Annotated in this window: 15 protein-coding genes and 1 riboswitch; of the genes, 11 read left to right on the top strand and 4 right to left on the bottom strand. The window is 57.0% G+C overall.

The window, feature by feature from the left end; all coding sequences use genetic code 11:
- Window positions 1–481 precede the first annotated feature (481 nt).
- A complete protein-coding gene (locus WH277_RS04120) occupies window positions 482–1,864 on the bottom strand; it encodes an aminotransferase-like domain-containing protein (protein WP_339504508.1) in 1,383 nt (460 codons plus the stop codon).
- A gap of 139 nt (window positions 1,865–2,003) precedes the next feature.
- Here WH277_RS04120 and WH277_RS04125 point away from each other — a divergent pair, with 139 nt between their 5' ends.
- Entirely contained in the window at window positions 2,004–2,864 is an 861-nt protein-coding gene (locus WH277_RS04125; protein WP_339504795.1) for a DMT family transporter, read from the top strand.
- A gap of 27 nt (window positions 2,865–2,891) precedes the next feature.
- Here the strand turns inward: WH277_RS04125 and WH277_RS04130 are convergent, their stop codons facing one another.
- From WH277_RS04130 to WH277_RS04140, 3 genes are all read right to left on the bottom strand, one after another.
- Window positions 2,892–3,221: a type II toxin-antitoxin system RelE/ParE family toxin gene (locus WH277_RS04130; protein ID WP_200643716.1), complete on the bottom strand. Its 330-nt coding sequence runs from the start codon at window positions 3,219–3,221 to the stop codon at window positions 2,892–2,894.
- A 5-nt stretch (window positions 3,222–3,226) separates the two neighbouring features.
- Window positions 3,227–3,460 carry a type II toxin-antitoxin system Phd/YefM family antitoxin gene (locus WH277_RS04135; protein ID WP_133846771.1) on the bottom strand — a complete coding sequence of 78 codons (234 nt, stop codon included), beginning with the start codon at window positions 3,458–3,460 and terminating at the stop codon, window positions 3,227–3,229.
- 112 nt (window positions 3,461–3,572) lie between these two features.
- Window positions 3,573–5,612 (bottom strand): choline transporter, encoded by a 2,040-nt coding sequence (locus tag WH277_RS04140; RefSeq protein WP_133846770.1) that lies wholly within the window; start codon window positions 5,610–5,612, stop codon window positions 3,573–3,575.
- A gap of 331 nt (window positions 5,613–5,943) precedes the next feature.
- Window positions 5,944–6,065: riboswitch (TPP riboswitch) on the top strand.
- A 145-nt stretch (window positions 6,066–6,210) separates the two neighbouring features.
- On the opposite strand from WH277_RS04140, the gene WH277_RS04145 reads away from it, so the two are divergent.
- The 10 genes from WH277_RS04145 to WH277_RS04190 all read left to right on the top strand — a co-directional run bounded on the left by WH277_RS04145 (window position 6,211) and on the right by WH277_RS04190 (window position 15,410).
- Window positions 6,211–7,143, top strand: a complete 933-nt coding sequence (locus WH277_RS04145; protein WP_339504511.1) for an FAD-dependent oxidoreductase — start codon at window positions 6,211–6,213, stop codon at window positions 7,141–7,143.
- Window positions 7,140–7,337, top strand: a complete 198-nt coding sequence (gene thiS, locus WH277_RS04150; RefSeq protein ID WP_133846768.1) for a sulfur carrier protein ThiS — start codon at window positions 7,140–7,142, stop codon at window positions 7,335–7,337. The genes WH277_RS04145 and thiS overlap by 4 nt, the downstream gene beginning before the upstream one ends.
- A 3-nt stretch (window positions 7,338–7,340) precedes the next feature.
- Entirely contained in the window at window positions 7,341–8,111 is a 771-nt protein-coding gene (locus WH277_RS04155) for a thiazole synthase (RefSeq protein WP_133846767.1), read from the top strand.
- 3 nt (window positions 8,112–8,114) lie between these two features.
- Window positions 8,115–9,080 carry a HesA/MoeB/ThiF family protein gene (locus WH277_RS04160; RefSeq protein ID WP_133846766.1) on the top strand — a complete coding sequence of 322 codons (966 nt, stop codon included), beginning with the start codon at window positions 8,115–8,117 and terminating at the stop codon, window positions 9,078–9,080.
- Between the two features lie 136 nt (window positions 9,081–9,216).
- Window positions 9,217–10,437, top strand: coding sequence for a zinc metallochaperone GTPase ZigA (gene zigA, locus WH277_RS04165; protein ID WP_339504796.1), 1,221 nt, complete (start codon window positions 9,217–9,219; stop codon window positions 10,435–10,437).
- A 100-nt stretch (window positions 10,438–10,537) separates the two neighbouring features.
- A complete protein-coding gene (locus WH277_RS04170) occupies window positions 10,538–10,810 on the top strand; it encodes a VF530 family protein (protein WP_133846765.1) in 273 nt (90 codons plus the stop codon).
- A 94-nt stretch (window positions 10,811–10,904) separates the two neighbouring features.
- Complete coding sequence (locus WH277_RS04175) at window positions 10,905–12,191, top strand: nitrate regulatory protein (RefSeq protein WP_133846764.1); 1,287 nt, start codon at window positions 10,905–10,907, stop codon at window positions 12,189–12,191.
- Between the two features lie 278 nt (window positions 12,192–12,469).
- Window positions 12,470–13,732, top strand: coding sequence for a CmpA/NrtA family ABC transporter substrate-binding protein (locus WH277_RS04180; protein WP_133846763.1), 1,263 nt, complete (start codon window positions 12,470–12,472; stop codon window positions 13,730–13,732).
- A complete protein-coding gene (gene ntrB, locus WH277_RS04185; RefSeq protein ID WP_133846762.1) occupies window positions 13,729–14,625 on the top strand; it encodes a nitrate ABC transporter permease in 897 nt (298 codons plus the stop codon). Before WH277_RS04180 ends, ntrB begins: the two co-directional genes overlap by 4 nt.
- Window positions 14,625–15,410: an ABC transporter ATP-binding protein gene (locus tag WH277_RS04190; protein ID WP_133846761.1), complete on the top strand. Its 786-nt coding sequence runs from the start codon at window positions 14,625–14,627 to the stop codon at window positions 15,408–15,410. Before ntrB ends, WH277_RS04190 begins: the two co-directional genes overlap by 1 nt.
- Window positions 15,411–15,418 lie beyond the last annotated feature (8 nt).

Below are 15,418 nucleotides of genomic sequence, written 5' to 3' on the forward strand. Positions count from 1 at the left end.
TGAGAGCGGAACAGTGATCAACGAAAGACTGGGCGTTAATAGTGCGCCGGCCAGCCCACCGATGGTCATTATCAGAACCGATATTGACTGAAAAAGGGCCTGAGAACCCGCAAGTATCAGGACTTGCCGATGCATATTTAACATTATTGTGAAGCTCCTGAAGATACTGAAATCAGCTTATAGTGAGTGTCAGACTCTGACTTCCTTACTGTCTGAGAAAGCGTCCTAACGAGCAGATAACAAAGTGAGTAATGAGGCCTGATAGAGTTCAATCGGGTGATTTTATTCATCCAGATGAGCCAGCAACCTGTGACTATGCCAGTATAAGGACACTTTCATGGCAGGGTGAGTAGCCTGCCAGCCAATTACCAATGGAATTGGGTCAATGTCTAATGGGGTTTATAAGAAGTGGGTATATGGAGAAATATCCGCAATCTGAAAGCTCTTAGCGTGGTTTTTTACATCAATGGCCCTCAAACCCCTAAGACTGCTGTTCCGCTATCGCCTGTTGCAATACGCGGTAAACACGGGCATTCAGATGCGCCACGTTGAAACGCAAATATGCTGTCGCTGACTGGGAAACGCTGAACACATTCCCCGGGGCAAGTACGACACCCTCTTCCCGGCAACGCTGGGCGATCAGTGCAGAGTCAACGCCCTCCGGCAGGCGACACCAGAGGTAGAAACCGCCGCGTGGCAACATCCACGGAGTAATCCCCAGCGCGCTCAGGCGTTCGGTGGCCTCTTTTCTGGCGCGATCCAATCGCGTGATGACGTCAGCCAGATGTTTACGATAGCTTCCCCCGGCCAGTACGCTGGCGATCAACTCGCTGGAGAGCGGGCTGGGACCGCCAAAGTTGGTGGCAATTTGCAGATCGATCAGCCCTTCAATCCACTCTGCGCGGCAGGCGATATAGCCACAGCGCACGGAAGCCGAGAGCGTTTTCGAGAAGCTGCCCGTGCGGATAACACGATCAAGCCCATCGGGGATTGCCAGCCGAGGGGAAGGATCGGGTTCGAAGTCGGCAAAGATATCATCCTCAATAATCAGGGTGTCGTTTGCCGCGGCGGCACTCAGCACCCGATAGGCGGTTTGCGCGGAAAGACAGGCGCCGGTGGGATTATGCAGCGCGGAGTTGGTGATATACAGGCGCGGACGCACCGTCGCGAGGACCTGTTCAAACACCGCGATATCCGGCCCGGGTGGGGTATAGTTCACGCCAACAATATTCACCTGATGGGCACGCAGCAGCGCCTGAAAATTGAAGTAGCAGGGGTCGTCCACCACCACGCTGTCACCTGGACGCAGCAGAAAGCGGCAGAGTAAATCCAGCGCCTGGCTGCCCGACCCGGTTAGCATCAGCTGTTCCATCGAGGCCGAAAGCCCTTCGCGGGCGAAACGAGCCAGCAGCAGATGCCGCAGAGTCGCTGACCCTCGCGAACTGCCATAATCCGTCAGTAGCGTATCGGAAGAACGCGTCAGCTGGCGTAAACCTTTGCGCAGCGCCTCATGGGGCATCCAGTCGGCAGGCAACCATCCACAGCCGGGCGTCAGCTCCCCGGCGCTGGCATCCAGCGACTGGCGCGAGACCCAGAACGGGTCAACTTCGCGTCGCCGCAAGTTGCTGTTATCCGCCAGACTTCGGGTGACCAGTGGGGTGCCAGAAACGTAGAAACCCGCCCCACGCCGCGCACGGATCAGCCCTTCGGCTGCCAGCCGATCATAAGCTTCCACCACCGTAGAAGGTGACACGGTCATCATAGCGGCATAGCGACGTACCGATGCCAGCCGCTCGCCGGGGGCCAGCGCGCCTGTCACGATCCTGCGGCGGATATCATCAATCAGAGTTTCTGTGCGGGTCATCGGTTTTTCAGCCATCAACTGTATGGGTAGTGTAAGCCATACAGAACAACGAAATTGTATGGCAGTGTATCTTCGAACTGCACGCGATGCGCTCTACTATCAGCGGGAGTTTACCGTTTATATTCATAGCAGAGGACATATGGCGCGAGCAACAGCAGGGTGGTGGAGTGGGCTTTCCGGGGTGATCATTTTCAGCGGGTCACTGCCTGCGACCAGGGTAGCGATCGGGGGATTCTCGCCGCTGTTTCTGACCTCTGCCCGCGCGGTCATTGCCGCGTTACTGGCCGGGGGATTATTACTGCTATTACGTCAGAAACGTCCTGCGCGCAGTGATGCCCTGTCGCTGTTAATTGTCGCCACTGGCGTCGTCGTGGGTTTTACGCTGCTGACCGCGCTTGCCCTGCGAGAGATGACTGCGGCGCATTCGCTGGTGTTTATCGGTCTGTTACCGCTTTCCACCGCCATTTTTGGCGTACTCAGAGGCGGTGAACGCCCCCGCCCGGCATTCTGGCTGTTCTCCCTGCTGGGTGCAGGCATCGTTGCGGGATTTGCCATCGCAAGCGACCAGGCGGGATCGTTAACCGGGGATCTGCTGATGGTGGCCGCTATTCTGCTGTGCGGTCTGGGCTACGCAGAAGGGGCAGGGCTATCGCGGCGGCTTGGTGGCTGGCAGGTGATCAGCTGGGCACTGCTGCTGGCGCTGCCGGTGATGGTGGTGACAGGGCTGATCAATTTGCCGCATAGCTGGCATGGCATCAGCGTTCCCGCGTGGTTCAGCCTCGGCTACGTCTCTCTGTTCAGCATGCTGATTGGGTTTATATTCTGGTATCGCGGGCTGGCACTGGGGGGCATTGCCGGGGTAGGGCAGCTCCAGCTTCTGCAACCTTTTTTCGGGCTGCTGCTCAGCGCCCTGTTCCTTCATGAACCCGTAGCCCTCGGAATGGTGGCCTGTGCGGGCGCGATTATTCTCTGCGTGGCGGGGGCGAAACGCTTCGCCTGAAAGGCGGTACCCGGAAGAAACCGGGTATCAAAACTCAATCAGTCGCTGATACAAAAGCTGCACAATATCCTGTCGTTGAGACAGTACCGCGTGTGCCCGAATCCGAAACCCGTCGACGGAGTAAAGTACCCGGTAACCCTTCTGCGTATTGCATTCGCGATAGCGGTCAGAACCAATTTTTAGCAATTCAGGGCACAGCTGGCAGCCCACAGGAAAAGCGGACACTTTGCTTTCGAACTCATCAATAATGCACTCAATGACGGGAAAAGGCGCAACGCCGCAGGCGATAAGATGATTTCTCAACTGCAATAATGTGCTTCTTGCCGTCCCGGTGTATTCAATCGTGACATCTGCCATTCCGGTTAGTTATCCAGGCTGGCTAACAGTTGATCGCGTGAGTAAACCTTACCCTCAGCCGCATCTTTTTCCGATAACGTCATCAGTTTCAGCAACGCAACGGCACTGTCGCGAGCCTGCCTGTCAGCATAGGATTCGATAACGTAGGCCGGGATACCATTCTGCGTCACGATGATAGGCTCGGAGACGTCGAGCGTGGCGGCATTTTTTTTAATGTGGCTGATCGTTTCTACTCTCACTGGATTCTCCCGTTGAACGTGTTGCGCAACCGGTCTGAATATAGACCATTAAAAGATGATTATCCCCGTTTGATGCAAAAAAAACCAGACCGGAGTCTGGTTTTTATACCCGTTACGCTTCGGGGAAAGGCATGGCGTTACCCGGCGCTTCCCGGTGAATATGCAGGAAGGTCAGGTGCCGTTCATACTGGTCGAGAATGTCATTGATGATCTGCTCACGGGTGTAGTCCATCAAATCGTTGCCCTGTGTCCCCTCCAGCAGGAAGGTCTCCAGACGGAAGTAGTCCGATTTCCCACTGCGTGCACGATAAGTAAACGCCGGAACCGAATAACGCTGCGGCCAAATCTGGTAGAGGAAGCTCTGCTCATCAGCCATATCCACCAGCAGTTCCAGATGGTTCAGACGCTCGTCATCCACGGCGGGCAGCTCATTCACCTGCACTTTCGCCCCTCGGCGCTCCAGCTCACGTCCCACCTCTTCCATGGCAGGGCGGCAGACCTCATCCAGCATTTTACGCGTATGAGTCGTGCCCGGATAGTTCATCACACGCGAGATACGCTGTTTCCAGTTAAGGCGATCGTCGCGCGATACCGGTACCGGTGGCGTGTTCACTGTTGCACTGGCACGGCGATGATCTTCCACGCGCAATGATTTATACAGACCGGCCATCACAAAGAAGATCACAAAGCTGAACGGCAGCCCCATGATCACCGTGGTTTTCTGTAATGCTGTGACGCCGTTCACCATCAGCATCCCCAGCGTCAGCACACCAATGGCAACCGACCAGAAGATACGCAGCCAGTTGGGCGCATCATTATTGATGTCGGCCAGACGCGAGGTAAAGTTACCCAGCACCAGGGAGCCGGAGTCAGCGGAGGTAACATAGAACAGCAGTCCGGTAATGGTGGCCACCGAGGCACTGAAGGTAAAGCCAGGATACTGCGCCAGCAGACTGTAGAAACCCCGCTCCGGATGCGCCATGGTCTCCTCAGCGAAAGCCATATTGCCGTGAATGATCTCATACAGTGCGCTGTTACCGAAGATCGACAACCACAGCAGGGTGAAGATAAACGGAATGGTCAGCGTTCCCACCACAAACTGACGAATGGTACGTCCACGGGAGATACGTGCGAGGAACAGACCGACAAACGGCGACCAGGCAACCCACCAGGCCCAGAAGAACAGCGTCCAGTTGTTCATCCACTCGGTCGGACGGTCAAAGGCGAAACTGTTCAGCGTCATGCCCATAAAGCGGTTGATATAATCCCCGACGTTGAGCACCAGCGCGTTCAGCAGGAAGCTGGTATCGCCAACAAACAGCACGAACAGGATCAGACCAAAGGCCAGTAACACGTTGAGTTCCGACAGGAAGCGAATGCCTTTATTCACCCCGGAGGTCACAGATATGGTGGCCATGATCACCGACAGGACAATCAGCCCGGCCTGCGCTGTCAGCCCTTCCGGTACGTCAAACAACACCTTGAGCCCGTAGTTAAGCTGTACCACGCCAATACCGAGCGTGGTGGCAATACCAAAGATGGTCCCCAGCACGGCAGCGATATCCACGGTATGACCAATGGGCCCGTTAATGCGCTTACCAAAAATAGGGTAGAGCGCCGAACGGATAGTGAGCGGCAGGCCATAACGGTAGCTGAAGTAGCCGAGGGCGATGCCCATCAGGGCATACATGGACCAGCCAGTCAGACCGTAGTGGAACAACGTCCAGACCATCGCCTGACGCGCCGCTTCCATCGTCTGGCCCTGGCCTTCCGGTGGCATCATATACTGGGTGACCGGTTCCGCCACCGAGAAGAACATCAGGTCGATACCGATACCCGCAGCGAACAGCATGGCCGCCCAGCTCATCAGGCTGAATTCAGGTTTCGACTGTTCGGGACCGAGCTTGATGGAGCCAAAGCGTGAGCAGGCCATGAAAATGACGAATACGATGTACAGCGTGGCTGCCAGCAGGTAGTACCAGCCGAAGGTATTGGATACCCAGTCGAGGGTGCGATTAATCCAGCGGTCGGAAAAATCAGTGAACAGGATAGTGGTAAAGGAGAACAGCAGGATAAGCGCTGCTGAGGTATAGAAAACCACGGGATTAATACGATCTTTTTGAGGTTTTCCTGGTATTTCAGTCGTCGGCATAATGTCTCCGCAAAAAATGCTCAAGAAAATAACCTGAAGTCCGCTCTGCGAAGCGCGCATTAGCGCATACTGGGTAACATCCGCCGTATATCCGCTAATTACACTGGGAGAACCATCAGGGTGATTATCAGGTGTAATATATTGATTAATCGTTAGTGTTTTTGATCTACGTCGCCCCCTGAAAGTAAATTTTGTGTAAACAAGAACAGGAATGATAGGTTTTATTGATTGAGCATTCAATTAAAAAAAACTTCATCGTCTCATTCTGTCCCATTTTTTCCGTACGAAAACCTCATGTCACTTGACGATTGTCACCCGGTAAAATACAACTAGTCCCTGTCAGGGGAGTCTCGCCAGAGAGACTGAGAGGCTAATGAGCGATTTTTCGCGGCTTAGCGACCCTTAGAACCTGACCCAGTTGATACTGGCGTAGGAAGACGCGTACCCGATGGCGTATCAGCCAGGGTACCTGCCACGTGGGCTGGCTTCTGATCGTCCCCGTCTTTTCCTTACTCTGTATCACGGGTCTCCGCATCGATTGAGAGGCTAACGTGAAACCATTTATTACCCCCTTTATTTGTACCGGAAACCGCACATCATGAGCCGCTGGTCGGTGATCGGTGATGGCGTCGCCGGGCTTTGTGTTGCCACGTTACTTGCTGAACGGGGTGAATCCGTTGAAGTGATCACCGCAGAGCAGCACTGTGCCGCATCGCACTGGGCGGGCGGTATGCTCGCCCCCTGGTGCGAAGGTGAAAGTGCCCCCGAAGAGGTGATCGCACTGGGTCAGCGTTCCGCGCCCTGGTGGTCGGCCCGCATTCAGGGAGTGGAACATCAAGGCACTCTGGTGGTGGCACCCGCACGTGATACCCCCGAACTCAGCCGTTTTGCCCGCATGACGCGGGCGCATCAGTGGGTAGAGCCGGCATCGCTGGAACCCGCGCTGGAAGGGCGTTTTGCCCGTGGGCTGTTCTTTGCCGGGGAAGCACACCTTGATCCACGCAGTGCGCTGCACCAGCTACGGGCGACCCTGCAACGCAGGGGTATTACTTTTCATACGGGCAATCCCGGCGGGACAGTCATTGACTGCCGGGGGATTCATGCAGCCCCTGATCTGCCTGAGCTACGCGCCGTACGCGGGGAGATGCTGATCCTGCACAGTGAAGAGGTGCAGTTCTCACGCCCCATCCGCCTGCTGCATCCCCGTTTTCCCTGCTATCTGGTGCCGCGTGCCGGAGGGCGCTTTATGCTGGGTGCAACGATGGTGGAAAGCGACGATAACAGCCCGATCAGCGCACGCGCCATGATGGAACTGCTCAGCGCCGCCTGGGCTATCCACCCTGCGCTGGCTGAAGCGCGGATACTGGAAAGCGGCACCGGGTTGCGCCCCGCTTATCACAATAATATCCCCGCCATTCGCTACCAGAACGGCGTCTGGTCCCTGAACGGCATGTATCGCCACGGCTTTCTTCTCGCGCCAGTCATGGCGGAAAAACTGATGCTGCAACTGCAGCAGGAAAACCTGATATGAAAATCCAGCTTAACGGCCTCCCGATCGACACCACCGCCCGCACGCTGGCGGAACTTTTGCGTGAACAGCAGATGGATGCGGGCTGCGTGGCCAGCGCCCTTAACGGCGAGTTCGTCCCACGCTCGCGCTATGAAACACAGCCACTGACCGCAGGCTGTGAGCTTGAAGTGTTATCACCGATGCAGGGAGGGTAAAACATGTTTTACGATTTTATTCCGCAGTCACGTTTTTTGCTCGGCACTGCCGGGTATCCCTCTCCGGCGATCCTGCAACAGGCGATTGAGGCCTCCGGTAGCGAAATCATTACCGTCAGTCTGCGCCGTGAAGGGCGGCAGGGTGCGGCATTTCGCGACCTGCTGACCGGGCTGAACAAGCGGGTGCTGCCCAATACCGCAGGATGTCATAGTGTAAAAGAGGCGGTGACCACGGCGCATATGGCGCGCGAAGTCTTTAACACCCGCTGGATAAAACTGGAGGTGATTGGTCACGCTGATACGCTGCAACCCGACCCCTTTGCCCTGGTGGAAGCCGCCCGCATCCTGTGCGCTGAGGGATTCCAGGTGTTTCCCTATACCACGGAAGATCTGATCCTCGGCGAAAAGCTGATTGAAGCGGGCTGTGAGCTGCTGATGCCGTGGGGCGCGCCGATTGGCTCCGGCCAGGGGTTACGCAACATTGAGGGGCTGCGTTCAATGCGTGCCTGGTTTAAAGGCATTCCACTGATTATCGATGCCGGGATCGGCGCACCCAGCCAGGCTGCACAGGCAATGGAAATGGGCTTTGACGGTATCCTGCTGAATACGGCCGTGGCCAAAGCACAGGATCCGGTACGCATGGCCGGGGCGTTTTCTGCCGCTATCCACGCCGGTCACGATGCCTGTCATGCCGGCCTGGTAGAGCGCCGTGATATGGCCAGCGCCTCCACGCCGATTTTTGGTATGGCGCAATTTCTCTCACGGGAGCCATAACGGATGGACCGATATCAACGACAAACCATGCTGCCTGAGATCGGCGAGGCAGGGCAACAGGCCCTGCTGCAAGCCCGCGTGCTGGTGATCGGTGCTGGCGGGCTGGGTGCCACACTGCTGCCACTGCTGGCCGGGGCCGGGGTGGGCTACATCAGGGTGTATGACGGGGACCGGGTAGAGGAGCACAACCTGCACCGCCAGACGCTGTACAGTATGCAGGACTGCGGGAAGCGTAAAGTCGACTGCGCGCAGCGTGCACTCAATGCACGTAACCCGGACTGCGTAGTCGATGCACGGCCGCAGGCACTGAGTGCCAGCATGATGGCCGACGCGCTGGACGGTATCGATCTGGCGATCGATGCCGCCGATAATTTTGCCGTCACCTATCTGCTTTCCGATACCTGTCAACCGCGTCATATTCCGCTGGTCAGCGCCTCGGTACTCGGTCGTCAGGGCTATGTTGGGGGCTTCTGTGGCACTGCCCCGAGTTATCGTGCCCTGTTCCCGCAACTGCCGGGCAACGCGGCGAACTGTAACACGGCAGGTGTCATGGGCCCGGCGGTGGCCACGCTGGGTGCCATGCAGGCGCAGATGACCCTCAGTATTCTGCTCGGGCTGACGCCTTCACCGCTGGGCTGTCTGATCAATTGCGATTTCACCACCTGGCATTTCCGCCCGTTCCGTTTTGACGGTGCCGGTGAGCCTGACCAACCTGTCGTGCCGTTTATCGATCGCCACCTGCTGAACAGTGAAGACTGTATTGTTGAACTGCGTAGCCGCGAGGAAGCCCCCGACAGCGTGGCGAGTCACGTTCACCGGGTGCTGCCTGAGGAACTCAATCACTGGCAGCCCCCTGCGGATTGCCGCATCGTTCTGGTGTGCGCCAGCGGGATCCGCGCGGCAAAAGCGGCGAAGGACCTGCAACTCCGGGGCATCACTCAGCTGGCGATTATGGCGGCAAACCGATAGAAAAATAAAAGACACCCTGTGGAAGGTAAGGGATGACAGCTTCAATTGTTATGTTATAACATAACAATAATGTTTATGCGGATGGCCCGGTACTGCCCGGCGCAAACACGCTGTCAACGCCTGAGAGGATGTCATGATGCAAGAAAAATACGCTTTACCCGGTAACGATACCCGCCTGCCCGTAACCGTTTTGTCGGGTTTTCTCGGGGCCGGGAAAACGACACTGCTTAACCATATCCTGAACAACCGTGAAGGGCGCCGCGTGGCGGTGATCGTCAACGATATGTCGGAAGTGAATATTGATGCGTCACTGGTGCGCGACGGGGGTGCAGAGCTGTCGCGCACCGACGAGAAGCTGGTGGAGATGAGCAACGGTTGCATCTGCTGCACATTGCGCGAAGATCTGCTGCTTGAAGTAAACCGCCTGGCACGCGAAGGACGCTTCGATCAGCTGGTGATCGAATCGACCGGCATTTCAGAACCCCTGCCAGTCGCGGAAACCTTTACGTTCGAAGATGAAACCGGGGAGAGCCTGTCCGCCGTGGCACGCCTGGATACCATGGTGACCGTTGTCGATGGCTACAATTTCCTGCACGACTATGAATCCCGTGACAGCATCCGTTCACGCGGTGAGTCGCTGGGTGAGGGCGATGAACGCTCGGTCGTCGATCTGCTGATTGAGCAGATTGAATTCTGCGACGTGCTGATACTGAACAAAATAGATCTCATTAATCACGATCAGCGTACACGGTTGTTTGCCATCCTGCGCAGCCTCAACCCCCGCGCGCACATTGAATGTGCCCGTTTTGGTGAAGTCCCGCTGGATCGGGTGCTGAGTACCGGTCTGTTTGATTTTGACGAGGCGGCACAGGCTCCGGGCTGGATGCAGGAGTTACGCGGCACCCATGTCCCGGAAACCGAAGAGTACGGCATCAGCAACTTTGTCTGGCGCGCCCGTCGCCCGTTTCACCCCGAACGTTTCTGGGCATTATTTTCCGCAACACTGCCCGGCGTCGTGCGTTCGAAAGGCTATTTCTGGCTGGCATCACGGCCTGGTTATGCCGGCAACTGGTCGCAGGCTGGGGGCGTGGCACGTCAGGGGATAGCGGGTAGCTGGTGGGTCAGCGTGCCACGCGAACGCTGGCCACAGGATGAGGAGTCCCTGCTGGACATTATGCACCACTGGCAGGAAGGCATCGGGGATGCCCGACAGGAACTGGTATTTATCGGCATAGAGATGGATGAAGCCAGGCTGCGTCAGCAGCTGGATAACGCACTGCTGACGGAGAGTGAGATGGCGGCTGGCCCGCAGAGCTGGGCGAGATTGCACGACCCGGTTCCCGCCTGGTTTAACTGATCCCCCCTGCCAGGGACGGCAGGTACCCGGTTAATTATTGCATCTGGCGTTGGCGCTCAGTATCGTGTGCGCAATTTCTTCAGACTCGCCGGACACCACAATGACCTCTCATACCCCAAAAGATCCTTTGCATGGCCTGACGCTGGAAGCCCTGTTAACTGCGCTGCAAGCGCGTTATGGCTGGGAGGCGCTGGCGAAGCGCGTCAATATCAACTGTTTCAAAAGCGATCCGAGCATTAAATCCAGCCTGAAATTCCTGCGCCGCACCCCATGGGCGCGTAAAGAAGTCGAAGAATTGTACATTGCTTCACTGGATGAGGTGGAAGAAGCCCCGGCAGACAGCCCCTGGGGCAACTGGCAGGGAAAGAAATAGTCGCCTGATCGCGCGCTGATGGTGCAACACATTTTATAAGTGGCACACATTATGCTTAATACGCTTATCCAATTTCATCGCTGGAGAGCGTCTAATGCGTGCCACCACACCTTCACCGCTTATGTACCTGACAGCATCGCGACAGTGTGAAATTGCTAATCTGCGTAATTTGCTCCATACCGGCCATCTGACAGCCATCATCAGCCAGCTTATCCATGAACTGCAGCGCGAACGCGGTGCCAGCAATGTCTGGCTCTGTTCTCAGGGACGGATGTTTGGCGACGAACTCCCCCAGCGTGCACGCCAGGTCAGCCAGATCATCGCCAGTATGATGGCAAAACTGCCCGCCATTCCCTCTCCGGAGAACGCATCACAGGGCAGCAGCCGGGTATTCAGCAGGATTGCCTCTGCGATCTACGCGCTGAGCGAGCTGCCCGCGCTGCGGGATGCCATCCGCCAGTTCACGCTTAGCCACGCCCAGGCCATGGCACAGTTCAATCACATTATCCGGCAGTTGCTGAACCTCGCTTTTGAAATGATCGATACCGCTTCTGACCCTGAAGTATCCCGCGCCCTGATTGCTATGTTCAGCTTTATTCAGGGGAAAGAGCTGGCAGGGCAAGAAAGAGCCACCGGATCTGCCGGTTACGCCGCGGGTGAATTCAGCCAGGAGCAGAGCGAGAGGATGGTGGCGCTGATCGGTGCACAGGAGCGCTGTTTTTCCAGCTTCAGCCAGTTTGCCGATGAGGAAAACCTGCAACGCTGGCGCAGCATCGCCACCTGCGACAGTGATGTCGAACGGCTGCGGCGCATTGCCTGCACACGCACAACGCCGGAAGCCGGAGGGACAGAGATGGCCCTGCGCTGGTATCAGCTGATGACCCGTCGTATCGACGGCCTGAAGGTGATCGAAGATGGCCTTGCGCACCACCTGACCCGCTGCTGTCACGACAGCATACGCCGTGCTGAAACCCGGCGCGAGGAGCAGGACGAGGATATCCATCAGGCGGTCAGCGGGCTTGAAAATTGCTCAGCGTACAGCGTTTATGTGGCAGGGCGCGACGGGTTTCAGCAAGAGGTACAGCAACTGGATAGCGGGGGACTGACACCGCAGTTGGGACGTTCAGTACTGGAGCTGGTTCAGGCCCAGTCCGAGAGGTTACAGGCCCAGGACAACGAGCTGGCTGCGATGCGTGCCACGCTGAATGAACGTAAACAGATTGACCAGGCCAAGGTGTTGCTGATGCGTCACCACAACTATAACGAAGAGCAGGCCTGGCAGACCCTGCGTAAGATGGCGATGGACCAGAACAGACGTATTGCCGATGTTGCCATCGCACTGCTCTCCGTGGCCGCCGCTTTTACGTCACGCGCAGAGTAATACTTGCACAAACAGTGGGCACTCTGTGCTTCGCAATGGGGCACGGGTCGTTCGCTGTGAACTTCTCAACAGGATAACCCGCACGGCAAACGCCTGACACCATGCGGTTATTCCTTCCTCTCCTGACCTGGCACATCGCTTGCATGACTAAAAAAACATAATGACGCATTTTTGCACCAATGGCGGTGTAAGAGTGCTTTGGATAAAGGCGTCCAACCGCATGCTCAGGCATGCCGGTAGGACGCCTTTTTTTTTGCTTTTTTTCAGGAAGCCAGACGATGAGCAAACCGATTTTTCCGCTATCCAGACGTCAATTTCTTACGGGTAGCGCCCTTCTGGGCGGCAGCTACCTTGTTCCCGGGCTGATGAACAGCGTCTGGGCTGCCGGCTCCGATGCCCCGGAGAAAACCAATATTCGGGTAGGCTTCATTCCCTTAACGGACTGTGCCCCCGTCGTTATGGCGGCGGTAAAAGGCTTCGACAAAAAATATGGCATCACCCTGACTCCGACCAAAGAAGCGAGCTGGGCTGCCGTGCGCGACAAACTCACCTCGGGAGAGCTGGATGCTGCACATGTGCTGTACGGCATGATCTATGGCTTGCAGCTGGGTGTCGCCGGGCCACAGCATGATATGGCGAACCTGATGACACTGAATCAAAACGGCCAGGCAATCACGCTATCAAATCAGTTGAAAGAAGCAGGCGTCACTACGGCGGAGGGGCTGAAAAAGACCATTGCAGCTCAACCCGCAGGCAGCTACACCTTTGCTCACACCTTTCCCACCAGCACCCATGCCATGTGGCTTTATTACTGGCTGGCCAATGCCGGTATCGACCCTTTTGCCGATGTCCGTACCGTCGTGGTACCGCCGCCACAGATGGTGATGAACATGAAAATCGGCAATATGAGCGGCTACTGCGTAGGCGAGCCATGGAACCAGCGTGCCATCAGCGACAACATCGGTTTTACCGCCGAAACCACCCAGAATATCTGGCCCGATCATCCGGAAAAAATCCTGGGCACCCGTGCAGCATGGGTGAACGAGAACCCTAACAGCGCGCGGGCACTCACCGCCGCCGTGCTGGAGGCCGCACGCTGGATCGATGCCTCTGACGACAACCGCCGTGAAACCGCGCAGGTGATCGCCAGCCGCGCCTACCTCAACACCAAACCTGAAACCATTGAGGGCCGCATGCTGGGCCACTACGACAACGGTCTGGGAAAACGCTGGCAGGATGCACACCCGATGCGTTTCTTCAACGACGGGCAGGTCAACTACCCCTGGCTGTCTGACGGAATGTGGTTCCTCACGCAGCAAAAACGCTGGGGTCTGCTGAAACAGGAGCCGGATTATCTGGCCGTGGCAAAGCAGGTTAACCGCATTGATATCTACACACAGGCAGCCAGCGCGGCAGGCAGCATCTCACTCCCGCAGAGCGGGATGCGCAGCAGCACCCTGATCGACGGCAAAGTCTGGGATGGCAGCAATCCGGCAGAGTATGCCGCCAGTTTCGCCCTCAAAGCAGGAGGTCAGTCATGAAAAATCAGGCAACCGTCATACCGCTGGTGAACGAAACCACCACGCAGCATGCACAAATCATCCCGCTGAATAACCACCCTGCACCTAAAACGCGGCGACGCTATACGCTGCGCCCGCTGTTCCAGCGCATCATTCCTGGCGTATGTGGGATGATCCTGCTGCTGGGCGTGTGGCAGATTGCCGCACTCTACAGCACCGGTTTTCCCGGACCGCTCTCCACCTGGCAGGCGGCAGTCACGCTGTTCGCCGATCCCTTCTACAACGCCGGGCCCAACGACCAGGGTATTGGCTGGAACGTCCTGGCTTCGCTGCAGCGTGTCGCTATCGGGTTTGGCCTGGCGGCACTGGTCGGGATCCCGGCGGGCTTTCTGCTGGGAAGATTTCTGTTTTTAGGGCGCATGTTCAGCCCGATTATTGCCCTGCTGCGCCCCGTCAGCCCGCTGGCCTGGCTGCCCATTGGTTTGCTGCTGTTCCAGCGCGCAGAACCGGCTTCCAGCTGGACTATTTTCATCTGTTCCATCTGGCCAATGGTGATCAATACGGCAGAAGGCGTGCAGAGAATTCCCCGGGACTACCTCAACGTTGCGCGGGTGCTCAATCTCTCCGAATTCACCATTATGCGCAAAATCCTGTTCCCGGCGGTCCTGCCCGCGGTACTGACCGGCGTACGTCTCTCCATTGGCATTGCCTGGCTGGTCATCGTCGCCGCCGAGATGCTCACCGGAGGCCTGGGCATCGGATTCTGGATCTGGAACGAGTGGAACAACCTCAACGTGGAAAACATTCTTATCGCCATTGCGATTATCGGTGTGGTCGGTCTGCTGCTGGAACAGGCGCTGATGCTGCTCGCACGCCGCTTTTCCTGGCATGACAGCCAGCAGGAGAACAAATAATGCCGAACATTATTGATGTACAGCAAGTCAGCCAGCGCTTTAACACTGCCCAGGGCGATTTCCTCGCGCTGGATAACGTCAGCTTCAGCATCCGCAAAGGCGAAACCCTGAGCCTGATCGGGCATTCCGGCTGCGGGAAATCGACGCTGCTGAATCTGATCGCCGGACTGACGCTGCCCAGCGAAGGCGGTCTGCTGTGTGATAACCGGGAGATCGCCGGGCCGGGACCAGAGAGAGCGGTGGTGTTTCAGAACCACTCGCTGCTGCCATGGCTGACCACCTACGACAACGTGGCGCTGGCGGTAAACCAGGTCTTTAAAGGCAGTATGAGCAAGGCAGAACGACACGAATGGATCCTGGAAAATCTTGAACAGGTGCAGATGGGGCATGCCCGTGATAAACGGCCGGGCGAGCTCTCCGGCGGCATGAAACAGCGCGTCGGTATTGCCCGCGCGCTGGCCATGAAACCCAAAGTGCTGCTGATGGATGAGCCTTTTGGGGCTCTGGATGCGCTGACCCGCGCCCGTCTGCAGGACGCCGTGATGAGTATTCAGCAAAAACTGAATACCACCATCGTGCTGATCACCCATGACGTCGACGAAGCGGTGCTGCTCTCCGACCGCGTGATGATGATGACTAACGGCCCGGCGGCAAAAATTGGCGAGATCATGAATGTAACACTGCCCCGTCCCCGTTCCCGGGTGGCGCTGGCGGATGACCCACAGTATCACCAGTTGCGTCAGCGCGTGCTGCATTTCCTCTACGAAAAACAGTCAGCGGCATAAGGGGCACA

Origin of the sequence: Erwinia sp. MYb416, from assembly GCF_037479575.1 — a bacterium.
Lineage (GTDB): Bacteria > Pseudomonadota > Gammaproteobacteria > Enterobacterales > Enterobacteriaceae > Erwinia > Erwinia rhapontici.